This is a genomic window from Eubacterium segne (genome assembly GCF_014287775.1).
GTDB lineage: Bacteria > Bacillota > Clostridia > Lachnospirales > Lachnospiraceae > Eubacterium_G > Eubacterium_G segne.
This window is the reverse complement of sequence record NZ_JACOOZ010000002.1, coordinates 215,487-231,061: the sequence shown is the minus strand read 5'-3', so window position 1 is coordinate 231,061 and position 15,575 is coordinate 215,487. Positions and strand designations below refer to the sequence as shown.

Sequence of the window (15,575 nt, the reverse complement as noted above, 5' to 3'; positions counted from 1 at the left end):
AACAGCCAAAAGACTTCATACTTAGATAAAGTCCAACAACAAAATGACTTCATTCCCAGATAATCTCCCCGGAAAAACGTATATACCACCTTTGCATATCACTTAAAAGTTGGTGCACAAAGATAGAACCCCAAAAAACGTATATATCACCTTTGCACATCACTTAAGAGCCGATGCACAAAGGTAGAATCCCGGGGAAATGTCCATTTTTCCTTAAAAACGTACGATGGCAGAAAAACTTCTTTCGTTTATAATTTTACTTATAAACAAAGCCCGATTTATACGCAATTGTAATTTATACTTTTGAAACTTACATAATATAATAAAAACGGGAAGGAAGGAGATGAATCTATGCCAAAACACAGATTTAAAACTTTAAAACAAAGCAAAAAGATTCTAAGCACAATACTTGCCACGGCGATAGTGGTTACAAGTATTCCGGCTGTGGAATTTTTTAGAGGTGCTGTTAATGTAAATGCGGCAGTTACTTACGAACCTAAAAAAATAGGAGTTTCCTTAATGTGCAACGATATGTTGTCAGGGGACAATGCCGATAACGTATACAAAGCATTAACAAGAACCAACTCCTTAGCAGAAGATTCAAGGAACGGAAGTGCATTTAACAATGTAAATATGCTGGGTCTTACATACCAGAACAGGCATGGAGGCGCAGGAAAATCTTACTGGGCTGAATTAAAAAGCAGTAAGTTTGTTGGCCTCTATGATTTAGCAAAGAAAGGTCAGATTGAGCAAAGCATTTGTGCAAATGTTAAAAACCATAATCATAGAAGTACAAAACGTCATTGGAACAAAATAAAACAGTACGGAAAAATAATTTTCGGATACCCAAAAGCCGATAACAATGACTGGTTTTATGGCAGACTATTTGAAACAAAAGACAATTCTGATTATTCAGAAATTGGAGGAAACGGATGCTGGAATACAACTAATCCTGACAGAGGTTACAAAAACCGTCTTGTAGTATATATGACTGCAAAAAAAGGCTGTGACGGTTGTAGTGGTGCATACATAGAAAATGTATCTATAGCATTAAAGGATACAAAGGCACCTACTATTTCAAGTATAAAAATTACTTCAGCAGCTAACAGCGACAGTGAAACGACCTATTTTAAGGCAGGTCAGACCCTTTACGCTAAGGTAAAATTCAGTGAATATGTACGTTTGGCAGATAACAAGAATTCAAGTAAACAGTCTACTAATATTAAGTTAGGTTTGTCTTTAGCAAAGAAAAATACAAAGAATGCTACCCACATTCAGGCAAAACTTGTTAGTTTAAAGAATGATACGGCAATTTTCTCTTACGACATACCGGCAACTATTAAGGTAAATAACAAAACAGAGGCTATGGATTACTTTGTATCAGGTCTTGCAGACATTGATAAACAAAGCAGTCTTATAGTGAAATCATCAGCAAATAAGAACTCAAAATTTGACCGTGCATTTTTAGATAACAATGGAAATACACTTTCAAACAGTAGTTCAACCATATCAAAATTAAAAAGTGGTATAAACGATTCCACTAAATTTGAAAATGAAATTAAAAAGACCACCAGTGCCATTACTGATATTGCAGGAAATCCGTTGGATATCAACAGCTTCAGGGATGATTCTGCCTACAAAAACGGTGTAAGCATAAGCAGGGTTTATTTAGATGCAGTAAGCCCTAACATTAAAAGTGTTAAGCTTTCATCTAATCAGAAAATAAACAATTTAAATGACAACGAAAACTATTATTTAAAAGTAGGAACAAAATTAACAGCCAGTGTGGAATATAATGAAAATATTAAAAAAGTTTCCGGAACAAACCTTGCCAAAATACAGGCAAAGTTTAATATATATAGTTCCGCAGGAAAACAGATTACGGCAAAAGCTAAAAGTATTTACTATGGTGATTCCACCAAAATCACTTTTGAACCGGTAACCATCACTGGTGATATGGTTATAAAACCAAAATCCAGTGGGAAAAAGAAGGAAGACTACAGAATAACCATATTAGATATTGAAAATAGAAATTTGTTAAAAGACTATTCGGATAACGAGGCAGGTACCGTTGGAGATTTAAGAAATGACACATCAAAAACATTTTACTTAGATAATAAGGCACCTGTAATTATGGTGGAAGATAGTGTGCCTGATGACACTAAAACTTATGATATGGCAAGATGCGATATAACCGGAGAGGTGTATAGAATTGTCCTTAACACAACTGATAATGATGAGGAAAGCGGAAGTGATAAAAAGCCTTTTGCTTCCGGTGTCAGAGATGGAAAAGGCTCTATAAGTGTTGATTTGCAAAGCAGCACCGTTAAAAAATTCAGGTATATTTTGTCACCGAAGGAACTTAGCAAAAGCGAGCTTTCCCGAAGAACATTTAAGGAAGGGGAATCAAACAAAAATCTGATATTAGAAGGAACAGATGACAGTGATACAACCTTTACTCTTACAGGAGAAAGGACTTATGTATATTTGTATCTGAAATTTATTGACGAAATTGACTATTCCCCGGTTACATCAGGTATAAAGGTCAAAATGACGGCGGCAGATGTAAACACTAACTTAGCTACAGCTACCATTAAATATAATTATAATCCTGAAGATAAGATTAGCCCTGAAATTTCATATAGAGGAATAAGTCTTAAGGAAAATGCAGACAACAGCGCATATCAGGAAGCTAAAGTCAGAATTAAAGACGAAGGTGGTGTTGATATAAACGCCATAAAGTATATATGGGTTAAAAAGGGGGAAGTGGTTCCGGATTTAAAATCATACAAAGTTTTACCTGCCGGTATGGTAGAAAAAGTAAAAACAAATAACGGAAAAGTAACGGAATGTATTGCAACCATAAAAACGGAAAATGTGACTCAGAATCAGGTTTATTCCGGAGATCTTTATGTGTATGCACGGGATGTATCAAAAAATAAGAATAGTACTACAAGTGGAAAGTTAGTTACAGCAAACATTGATATGACTATGCCGGAAATGCAGATTTCATTACCAACAGATGTTCCAAACAAAAAATCATCATTAGTGGTAGATGGACCTTTTACATCAAGTAGTAACGATGTAGGTATGTTTGTTGCCATTGAAGACCCTTGTAATGAAGGTTACTATTTTGTCAGAAAGCAGTCTGGAAAGTCAGCCTATATTGCATTAAATAGGGAAGAATTTTTAAATGGAGATGATTTCCCATATTCTGATGAATATGATAAAAACAAAATAAAACTGTGGACATATGCCAAAATCACCGGCAGTGGCAGTGAGTACACCATTGCAGAGGCGGCAAAATTAGCAGATAATGGTACATACAGACAGAGATTTTTGGCTATAGCATCAGATAAATACTATGGAAAATTAAATGTAATGGCAGGTACCGGATTTAAGGCATCAGCATTTGAATGGGGCACCGGCACTATTAAATTTGATGCTTCAAAGGGAAAATTAATTAAGGATTCATTTATTATGATTCCTGATATGTATTCCCTGTCAGATACTCAGGATATAGAACTTAATCTGTATCACATTTATGCCAGAAAGGCATTGAAGGTTGAATTGACGGCTAAGGGTAATTATGGACAGCAGGTAGATAAAAGACTTTGTTATCAGTATAACCCGGAAGATTATCAGCCGGAGTATTTATCCAGCCTTAAAAATGCAAAGTTCAGTTTTAAAATATCAAATATCAGAACTAATGATTTTGTGACAGAGGATATAAATTACAATTCTGAAAATACATATATTAAGCTTAAAAATGTAGACACAGGAAAATATGTTTACCAGTGGCAGTTAGCAACAGGAGTTACAACTGATGAAATAACCATACCGGAAGACCTTAAGTTAGAAAATGGTCATTATGCAGTGGAAGTATCTATTTGTAATTATGTAGATGGAAAGGCAAAGGATTGTATTTCAACAGCTACCTACGATGATATTTACCTGTATGATTATTCTAATGAAATGACGGAAGCTTTTGGTATTGACAGTGTATCAACCAAAATTAATTTTACCGCTAAGGACGAACATGGAAATGACGAAAAGCCACCATATTACGGCTTTGTAAAAACCGGAGACTATAACTTTACAAGAAGTTTTGTACAGGAAAGAGAAAAGGATTATACATCTGATTTTAAGGAGGCATATGATGCAGATACATTATATCTTGGAAACTGTGCCACAGACACCTATGATGATAATCAGGTAATTTCATATGACAGAACAATTAAAATGTCAATAAACGCCATGGAAAAAGATGATTTGGATAATTACTGGATAAAAGTATGGGCAGGAGACGGAGAAAATGTCAGAGCAGTAAAATGGTTCAAGTTTGAAAGTTTTAATGACACAGACAAAACAATGTCCATTAACATTAAACCAATTGATGCTGCAAAAGTTAAAAATGCAGAAACTCCTGAAGATTTTTATTCATCAGACATTTCAGACACTGTATGTGAAATACCTGTGTTTGAAGGTTCAAATACTATTTCATATCAGATTATGAACATAGGCGGAAATAAGTCTGAAATTCATGAAATAGAAATTATGTATCACACTAAGGCACCAACCCTTAACATAGATGTTGACAAACCGGATAAGGTTGTAACAACTATGGAAGCAAGGGTTATGGAAATTAGCAGTGACTTAGTAATTAAAGATGTAAATCTTTACGAAACTGATTTTAAGGGGGATGAGTCAAAAGTTAATGCAATAGATGAAAGAACCTTTAATTACAGTAAAAACGGAAGACATTTGTATTATGCAATAGACGGATATTACAATTTATCTTTCAGACAGTTTTATATTGAAAACATAGACAGTTATGTGCCAACAGCTTCCTTTAAGTCTGTAAATCCTGCAACTTATATTTCTCTTGATAGTGAAGGGGAATTTAACGGTTACATGGAAAATGCAAGTTTAGAGGTGGAAGTTTTAGATGATAAGTCGTTAATGGAATCAGACATTAAAATATCAGTAGATGGAAGAGAACCATATGCTGTGGATTTAAGTGATAAGTGGGATTACGGAGACGGCTACGGTGGAACCTATATTGGCAGACAAAGACTTGAAAATACAGGAATGAAGGAAATTCAGATATCCTTTGGCCCTGAACAGGATGGCAGATATTATCTCAACATATATATAAAAATGAATGATGATATAGATGCCACAAAGAAGTACAAGGAAAAAGTTAACCATACAGTGGAAATCAATGTAAGCGACCAGGTAGGAAATGAGTTGGACAAAAAAATAACCACTGATGGCAGGGAGTTTTACGGACTAAATAATGTTCCTAAAATCAAGGAGGTATGCCCTCAGCCGGACGCTGAAATGATTACCTTGGAATTTACTGCCAATGTAATGGTAACTAACATAAACGGAAATGATGTTCCTGAAAAAGTATATGAAAGAATGGATATGATGGATAGATTCCCTATCACCAAGGCAGAGGAAATGGGACATTACTTTGAAGGAGCAGACTTAGGAGATATTGTATTAAAGGATTACTTTGGAATCAGTAAGGACGGAACATACAGTATTGAATATAAGGATGTTTATAATAACAGGTATAAGGAAACTTTTAAGGTTGAAGATTTCTTTGGAAATTATGCGGCAGACATTCAGTATAGTACATTGTCAAAAACTAACCAGAATGTTGTAGCTACAATTACAGGAGTGGATAAAAAAGCTGAGCTTAGTCTTAAGGAGGGCAGTGAAGAAAGCGACAACTATAAGATAACCTGGAATAAAGATAAGTCCAAGGCAACCATAGAGTTTAGTCAAAATGACTCAGTTACCTTTAACCTTACGGTAAAGGGCGCTGCAGAGGAAAAAACTGTTGAATACAATGTTTCCGTAGGAAATATTGATAAAAAAGCACCGGATGACGTTCAGGTAACATGGGTATTTAAGGAAAACGGCGATATTTACACAGGAGCAGTTATTAATCCTGAAGATTTGCTGTACCTTACTACAAATAATGACATAGATGTGTATATATCTTCTCCATCAGAGGACATATATGCAGTAAATGGAAAGGAACTTAAATATACATTTACATATTCAAAGGATATGAATAGAAGCTACACCTTTGAATATGCAGATGAATGTGGAAATGAAGGAAAGCCGGTTACGGTAACATTGCCGGATGAACTGATAATGACACCATATGAGACGCCGGTCCCTGAGGAGGGAGAAGAAAGGGAAGATAAGGATGCACCGGGTATTTCAGCAGAGGTGTATGCCGTATATGATGGTATGGCTGAATACAAAACATCATGGAATCCTGACAGTGACTCCTTTGAGGAAATTGCTGAGGACATAGGTTATACCGGCGGATACAAAATCAAATACACTTTATTTGACCAAAGTAAGTCAAAAATAGTTGTATTAAATGGTTTAAATGCATCTGCAAAGGACGTTACCTATGACAGCTCTTCCCGGAAAATTGACGGAGTGAAGGTTTCAGAAAATGATGGCACTGTAATTATAACAAAGAAGTGTTCAATCACTGTTGTAGCTGTAGATGAAAAGGGAAATAAAACATCCCATAGTTATACACCGTCAAAATTTGATACGGAAAAACCTACAGTTACGGTAAAGAAGGTAGGAAAGAGTTTTACATTAATGAGGTTGCAATTCTATACCGACGACAATACTGATGCTAAAAATCAGAATGGAACCATAGTTCCTGTAACCACAGGATTAAAAATGGGATTAGATGAGGACGGATATTATTATTACAAAGAAATAACTAATAACGGAACTTATAATACAACCTTTAAGGATAAGAGTGGAAACAGAACTACCGTAACCACAAAGATAACTGAAATTGATAATCAGGCGCCTACTATTAAGGTATCGTCATGGAGTCCATGTTACACCAATGATGGAAAGGCATACGAAAAGCTGGCACCGACAGAGCCGGTTAATACTTCGGTAACTTTGTCCTTAGACTTTGATAAGACGGTGTCAGAACTTAAGGTGTTCTACCAAAAAGGTGATACCTGGGTTGAGGATAAAAATACATTCTCAAAGACCTTTATTGAATTAGGAGGAAGAACGGCAAAGGTTGAATTTAACAATAAGGTTTTAGGAATTGTTAAGGTAGTGGCTACATCGCCTAACGGCATGAGCAATGAGCTTACGGATATTGATTTAGTAGGAATTATTGATAAGACGGCACCAAAAGTTACATTTACTCAAAAGACAGAAAATAACACTGTAAAGGTAATTTACAAAGCTGACGAAAAGGTTCTTGTAACAGGCTGTGATTATGACACAACCTACGGTGCTAACACGGAAATTCCTTTTACAATAAAGGAAAACGGAACATATCAGATTACGTTTACCGACATGGCAGGAAATGTGACGGTAAAATCAATTACCGTGAACAACATAGATGAGACACCACCTAGTGTGTTTGCAGTAGGAATGCCGGAGGATTATGTTACTCCTGAAAACTGCAAGGTAAAGGTTACCATGTCTGAAAAGGGAACCATTACCTTCCAGGGAAAAGACTACAGTGTTAATGCACCGGTAGATGCCAATAAAGACGGAAAATATGTAGGTGACGAGTTAGACTGGATTACATTACCTATTAATTCCAATGGAAGCTATCAGATAAAGGCAACTGATGAGGCAGGTCTTGTATCCTACAAGCTGTTGGAAATTAAATATGTAGATGAGGTAGCACCTCACATTCAGTTTAATAAATCAGTAATAAGTGTATCTCAGGGAACTTCCGTAAAGGAATTAAAGGAAATGTTATTAGACGATAGCACTTTCATATTGTGGGATGATGTGGACTTAGCACCACAGATTATCATTAAAAATATGTTAAGTGAAAACCAGTTAAATGTTCAGGGCATATACGAGGTAACATATGTTCTTACAGACAGTGCAGGAAACAAACGTAATGTAAACAGATATGTAAAGGTTATTAGTTCAGCAAACCTTAAGGTAAGGGCTAACGGTGAATTAATGACATCCTGTGACACAACGGTATTGTTTGACAGCAACGTAGACATTACTCTTGAAAAATCCAAGAGGGTAGGTGAATCCTTTAAGATTTACTATAAAGAGGGAATCAGAAAGGCAGGTTCCATGAAAAATGCCAAGGTTTCTAAAAATGGTAAATTGACGGATTTAGGAAAGGGATTCCATACCTTGTACATTGTTACACAAAATAAAGAGTCATATTTAACATATCTTTATATAAGCAGATAGGAGGACAGATATATGAAAAAAATATTTAACAAAAAAGTTTTTAACAGCATTATCTGTCTGGTACTTTCAGCAGTGTTGGTTATAACAGGGATGCCGGTGGATTCACTGGCAGCCCCAAATGAGCCGGCAACTAATGAAGGTGACGGATTTGAGATAAACAGTCAGATTCTTTCATTGGAGAATGATTATACATCTGTCCATATGTCCGGTACAAATGGAGGGTTTTATATATCAAATGTAGAAGGTGATAAAACAATAAAATCTGACAACAATAAGGAACTTTTGTATCACAGTGATGATTTTGATACATCATTTACATCCTTTAAAATAACAAAAAACGGAGAAACAAAAAATTACATTTTTGGTGAGGATTACTCCTATGAAGGAATAAAAACAAGTCCTGTAACAGTATCAAAGGATGCCACCGGACTGTCAGCTAAGTGGACATTAGGGGAACTTGAGTTTACCCAGCGTTTAGAACTGGCAAATTCAGGCTCTAATGAACATGGAATGGTTTGCATAAGCTATAACGTAAAGAATAATGGAACAGATGATGTAAAAATAGAAGCAAGAATACTTTTAGACTCAGCTATTGGCAGTCAGGATTATGTATATTATGAACTTCCTGATACATCATATAGCAGCGACATTATACAGAAGGAATGTATTATAAAAGCCGGTGAAGTGCCATCAACCTTTTATGCTTATGATGATTTAAAAAATCCTTCAGCTACAGCTAATACTGTTATTTCATCAAAGGGAATGCTTAAGCAGATTGCTTTTGCCCACTGGAATTCTTTAGCAGCAACAGATTTTGATTTTGCTCCAAATGAATCCTTTGATTTTACCAGTGATGGAAATGAAGAATACGGGACAGCCGACAGTGCCATGGCAATGTATTATGACTTGGGAACAGTTAGTGCAGGAAAACAGGGATTAGTAAATACATACTATGGTGTATATTCTAATGAAAAGGTTAAGCCGGAAGTTGACACAGTAGCGTTTAACATGACGGCACCGGCTACTCTTAGCCTGTCAGCTGATGGAAAACAGTATATATCTAATTGCAATAGAGACGAAAGTGGTAAGTTTAAGGAAGACGGAATTTTTAACATTCAGGCATCCCTTAAGAATGTATCAAATAATACAGATTACAACGAGGTAGTTGTAGCAGTTTATGCATCAGAAGGGATTACACCGTTAAATGAGCATCAGCAGAAATTATCCTATGAAACCAGCTATGCCAGACCTTTTACCAGTTCTTACGTGGACTTTAAAAAGGGAACAAACATTAACATACCGTTTTATTTTAAGGCGGATGTGGATACCTCTGCCAGCTACAGAAAAATAACCTTTAGGGTATATAAAATATCAGATGGAACAGATTCAAATCTTTTGTACGAAAATATGTTGTATGAAGGCTCAACTTATGTGTTGTGTCCGGGAGGAAATGGAAAACTTCCTGAAATAACCTTTAACAGTGCAACACCAAAGATTTTGTACAATGATTTATCAAGACATTTGTACATTACAGGAAGAAATTTTGGCATGCTTGAAGATAAAAGCAGATATACTCTCTATGCCCAGGGTGAGGATGAGAGATATGAAATACCTTCTTCTAACATAACCATATATGCTGAGGAAAACAAGCTGGATATTCTTTTTAATGAGAAAATGAAACCGGGAACATATCAGCTTATATTTGACTGGACGGAGCCACCTGGTGGAGTTGCCAAAAAACTTACAGGAGAGGCACTTTCCATAGTAATGTCTGATGATATGAAGTATAGAAACGATTACTACGGACTGTTGGCAGTAGTTCAGGAAAAAGGCACTAAAGGGGACAATGCCAAATATGATATAAAGACATTTTCCGATGAAAAGGAATACGAAAAAAATAAGAAAGAATATGAAGAAGTATTACTTTTGTTTAAAGGGGACTTTATAAAAGATGATACTTTTGATAAAGGGGATGATAAAAGCAACGTAAAATATGTTGCAAAGTCAATTAATGGGGAAAAAGACAAGGTTGTAATTAACGGATGTATTGATGCTTTTGACGGCACCGTAACTCTTACTAAAAAGGATGGAAAAATAGATACGGACTTTGATGATATTACATTAAATGCATCTGTGGAAAACACAAGAATATATAAGGGAAATGCCGGATTTACGTCCATTGAGGATGGGGAGGAAATTACCCTTGTACCATATAATACTGACGGTAAGGAATTAAAGGATTTTGGAGATGAAACCATTACCCTTGTATATCCTTCAGCCCTTAACGGATTAATGACCATTGCAGGAATGGCGTTTAACTTATCTTTCGCAAAACTTGGCATGATGTATGACACCAAGGCAGAAAGAGCAGCTGATGTAAAGGCAGGGGAGGCAAAAGGATTTGTAATGTCCTTTTCAGCACGTTTGGATTTAAGCTTCCTTATTCCGCTATCAAAGCGTGGAAGCACTGGAAGTAATACAGGAAGCAACAGTGGTTACAACGTATTTTCCGATATGGGAGCCAAGGCAACAGACCTTAGAAATGAATGGGTTAAAACTTTCAAGAGAAATAATGGAACATCAGGCTCCATAAAGGATGATGACGATAAAGGGGAAACTCAGGGAACAGTAGAGGTTAAAAACGTCCTTTACGGAATGAATCAGGGATTTATCGGCGTTAATTTTGGCGTGGAATTAAAGGTTCCGGGATACACCGCTTCAATGCCTAACATTGAAGGAAAGTTAGAGGTAAATACCGTTAATGACTGGTCATTTAGTGTAGAAGGAAAAGCAGCCTTCCTTAAATCCATAACCTTGGAGGTTAAGTTAGGATTTAAGAGTCACAACAACGTTCCTATAGTGGATAATCTGTACTTCTATATTCAGGGAGTAAAACCGGGAATTAATTTAGATTCCCTTGGTGTAAGCTGGATTATGGGAGGCGGTGGCGGATTTGAAAACATGTATGACACACTGTTTTGCGCCAGCGAAGTACCGCCAATCCGATTACTCCTTAGCGTATCCTTCGGACTATTTCAGGCATTAGATGCCAGAGCGGATTTCTCTTTGGGACTTACGGGATTTGGGGTAAAAATATCAAACCTTAAAGTTTCAAATACTGATATAAAAATTATGGATTACGCTAAACTTCAGGTAGACTGGATACCTTACTATAAGCTTCTTATGCAATGTAGCATAAAGTGTCTTGGAGTAATAGAAGGTAAGGGTTATATTATAATGGATACCAGTACAGGAGCAGAAGAAGCCTTTGAGGCATATGCTCAGGCGGCAGTTAAAATTCCTGATTTCATTCCATTAATTGGTGGAATAGAAGTAGGAAGTGCAGCTCTTGGACTTAACTCAACCCGTATATGGGGAGCACTTAAGGTTTTAGGATTTTCAACAGGTATATCTTATGTATATGGTGGTGATTTGTCATTTGGCTCTGAGGCAAAGGTAGAGCCAACGTACCCGCAATATTTAGAGGAAGCCGGTGTGAAAGACATTAATGGCAAAACATGGTATGCAGTAGGATATGATGCCGAAAAGAAGGATACTCTTTACATGAGTCTTGCTTCAAATATTCATGAAACGGCATCTTCAACAGGAGGAAATCTTTTGGCAGATGGAAGTGGCAGTGTGTCATCAAGTCTTCATTCTGACATAACAAAGACCTATCACGATTTTACGTTAGGCCAGTATGAAAACGGCGGTGCTCAGGTGTTAAGTGTAGCTTTTAGCGCAGACACCTTAGAACAGGCTGACAAGTCAAAAGCAGGATTTAAGATTAAAGATGAAGCAGGTAAGGAAATCACTTTGAAATATTATGATAATTCAAAGAGTGATGAAGAAAATGCAGATGCAAATGCCAACTTCTCATATGATGAAGATAAAAAACAGGGAACCATAGTAGTGTCCTTTACAGACAAAAATCTTTATAACAAAACTTATAAAGTTAATACTGTAGAAGCTTCTGAACTTATTCTTTATGCTGTGGACCCGCTGCCGGAAGTAACTACGGTAAGTGTAGCAAAAACTAAATATTCTGACACAGACAATAAGGTGACAGTGAACTGGAATGGAAATGCCAAGATGACTGACCTTGATAAAATGGATATTTATGTGGTAGAGGATTTAGATGTGGAAAGTGAGGGAGGAACTCCGGTTGCAACCCTTACTAAAAAGGATATTGCAAAGAAAACCACTACCATACAGCTTCCAAAAACTCTTACAGCAGGTAAATACTATATCCGTGTTGTATACAGTAAGGAAGATGTTACTACAGGCATAGTAAATACCACAGGCACTTTTGAGTACACCAACAATACCCAGCCGGCTAAAATCGGAAGTGTTTCAGTATCTAATGCAGGAGACTTACAATTTAAAGCTCAGGTGGATGCAGCAGGGGACAGTAAATGTGCAGGAGCTGTATTTAAGGTATATGAAGTAAATGAAAAAGGTGAAAAAACAGAATTGCCGGATTACACTGTTTCCGCAGCAAAAAATGAGGCAAAGGAAATATATGCCATACTTGGAGGCAGCAGTGAAAACAGTTCTGAAAATGAAAAGGGAAAAACCATTGTTAAAAAAGAAGGCCTTAAGGCTAATGGAAAGTACATAATTTCAGCTACACCTTTTAATAAATTGATGGATAACAAGGGAAATCTTACAGGATTAACTTATGGCGAAGAAACATTTTCAGATGAAATTGTACTTAATACACCAAATAAGGCTACCATAAAGCTTACTGCTGATAAGAAAAAATATCAGGTAGGAAGATTAGAGCATGTAAAGGATGACAATGAAAATGTTGTGGAAAAAACAGTAATGTATGACACATATGATTCTTCAACCATTAACTTTACGGCTACATCTGATATGAAAGTGTCAGGAACATGGGTGTTAGATGGAGAAGAAGTTGAAACAGGAACATTTACGGATACAAACTCCATACCTATTTCATTAAGTAACATAGCAGATGGTGACCACACCATAACGGTATATGGAAAAAATGAAAATGGAGACGGATTTAGTGAATATTTCGTATTTAACGTAGATACCACAGCACCAACATTGCTTCTTAAGTCACCTACTAAGGGTTCAGGCTTTGAGGAAGACGGTACTTTAACAGTAAGTGGAATGACGGAAGATGATGCCTATATTACAATTAATGTAGACGGAAAGCCGGTTTTGAGACAGAAAACTTTAAAGGATATTAAGGCAACAATGGGAGAAGAAGGAGATTTCTCATTTGATATTAATATCGGTAAGGGTTATTATAAAAAGGAAGTAGAAGTCATTGTAAGTGATGAAATCGGAAACACTCAAAAGGCACAGTGCGAAGTCTTTAACAACGGAATGGGAAATGTTAAAAGCTTAGATGTGGCGTTGAGTGCCGATACTACTGATAATACGGAAAAGGAATGGATTTCTTATTCTAATAAAAACCTGTTCTTAAGCGATAAGGATGACACATCAGTGGCAATGCAGTTATGTGCCATAACTAATGACAATAATACCATTGTTTTAAATGGCATGGAAAATGTTGACTGGAATATGAAAGCGGTTCTTGGAAGTGCTGAAATGGATAGCAACAAACTTACAGTGAAAAAAGGCAGTCACGGTTTTGTTGAAGGAAAGCTTATTCTGGTAGATGGAGCAGCATTATCAACATCATTTACCTTTGGAGCTGAGGTTCAGGGACAGACACAGGAAAAAGGCTACAAGGTTATTTATAAGGCTAACGGTGGAAAGGGAGCCATGACAGACCCTAACAGTCCTTATAGTAAAAACGACTCTGTATTAGTTTCAAAATGCGGATTTACCTATCAGGGTAAAACCTTTGTATCATGGAACACTAAGGCAGATGGTTCAGGAACCACATATGTTCCGGGAGACAAATTCTATATTAAAGGTGATGTTACCTTGTATGCTATATGGAAAAAATCCTCCGGTGGAGATAGTGTAAAGCCGGGAGATAATAGCACTGTAAAAGTAGGAAGCACCCAGACTGTAGGAAAGGCAAAATACAGAGTGACATTCCAAGGAGCAGTAACATATCTTGGAACAACTGACAAGAAGGCTAAGAAGCTTACAATACCTGATACCATAAAGATAAAAGGTAAAACCTATAAGGTTACGGCAGTGGGAACTAACGTAGCTAAAAGTAATAAGAAGCTTACCAGCGTTATAATAGGAAAGAACGTTACGGTTATAGCAGCCAAAGCCTTCTACAAGAAAAAGAAACTAAAGAGCATTAAGTTTAAATCATCTAAGATTTCAAAAATTGGCAAATATGCTTTTAAGGGCATAAGCAAAAAGGCAGTGTTTAAGGTGCCAAAGAAAGCCAAAAAGAAATACAAGAAGAAACTTAGTAAAAAAACGGGATTCGTTAAGAAGACAATGAAATTAAAGTAAGGCATAGGGGTGCCCTTGAAAGTCAAAATCTTTCAGGGGCGCCTAATGCTGTAAAAAAGGAGTAGCATGATTATGGAGAAAATAAAAGAACTGCTAAATAAAAATAAAAAAATAACAGGCATAGTGGCAGTTACTTTATGCGCCTTAGTGGTGATAGTGGTGGCACTGGCAGCTACCGGTGGTAATGGCAGTGGTGACAGAAAAAGGGCAAAACAACTGTTTGACAATGCAGAAAAGGAGATTGCCCACATTAAAAAGGATGTCCCTAAGATGGATAGAGACACCTTCATAACCATAGATGACAAGGTGATAGTGGGATTTGTGGAAATTCCGGATAAAAATATCAGATATCCTGTAATAAATGTATTTGACAAAAACACCTATGCATATTCCCTATGTAGAAGTGGTGATGGTATGCCCTGGGATATAGAAGGTATGACTATTTACGGAATAGACTCATTTACAGATGCCCTTGATGAAATAAAAAACGGGGATAAGCTGATATTTGAAGACTTGGCCGGAGAAAAATATGAATATAAATATGAAAAAGATGCAGAGAAAGATAAGAATAAAGTAATAGATTATGGAATAAAAATATGTAAGGTGGATAGCGAAGGAAAAGAAAAAGGATATTTTTTGTTTGTAAGAGATTAAAAAAGTACATCATTAATAATATTAATAATAATGTAGGAAGACATTATTTAGTAAGAAAATGTTAGAACATTAGGAAAAAACAATAAAAACTGATAAAAATATCGAAAAAAATAGATTCTTCTGTAAAAAAAATAGTAAACCGACAAAAAATATCAGGTTTTAGTATGGAATTAAAAAAAAAGAAATGCTATAATACTGAAAGGTGGAGGACTTTGTGAATATTAGAAAAAGGTAAAACGTTTTACCTTTTCTTCAAATTTGGT

3 protein-coding genes are annotated in these 15,575 nt (G+C 36.2%); all 3 read left to right on the top strand.

From position 1 onward, the window contains the following. The first annotated feature begins 351 nt into the window (after window positions 1–351). The 3 genes from H8S00_RS03355 (at window position 352) to H8S00_RS03345 (ending at window position 15,312) form a co-directional block, all read left to right on the top strand. Entirely contained in the window at window positions 352–8,241 is a 7,890-nt protein-coding gene (locus H8S00_RS03355; RefSeq protein WP_118588923.1) for a hypothetical protein, read from the top strand. A gap of 12 nt (window positions 8,242–8,253) precedes the next feature. Then, window positions 8,254–14,658 (top strand): InlB B-repeat-containing protein, encoded by a 6,405-nt coding sequence (locus H8S00_RS03350; protein WP_118588924.1) that lies wholly within the window; start codon window positions 8,254–8,256, stop codon window positions 14,656–14,658. Between the two features lie 72 nt (window positions 14,659–14,730). Next, on the top strand, window positions 14,731–15,312 hold the full coding sequence (locus H8S00_RS03345) for a sortase family protein (protein WP_021952640.1): 582 nt from the start codon (window positions 14,731–14,733) through the stop codon (window positions 15,310–15,312). The last annotated feature ends 263 nt before the right edge of the window (window positions 15,313–15,575 follow it).

What these genes read in the sequence shown, in the direction of transcription:
- H8S00_RS03345 (WP_021952640.1), top strand. Translation starts at nt 14,731, where the DNA reads ATGGAGAAAATAAAAGAACTGCTAAATAAAAATAAAAAAATAACAGGC.
- H8S00_RS03350 (WP_118588924.1), top strand. Translation starts at nt 8,254, where the DNA reads ATGAAAAAAATATTTAACAAAAAAGTTTTTAACAGCATTATCTGTCTG.
- H8S00_RS03355 (WP_118588923.1), top strand. Translation starts at nt 352, where the DNA reads ATGCCAAAACACAGATTTAAAACTTTAAAACAAAGCAAAAAGATTCTA.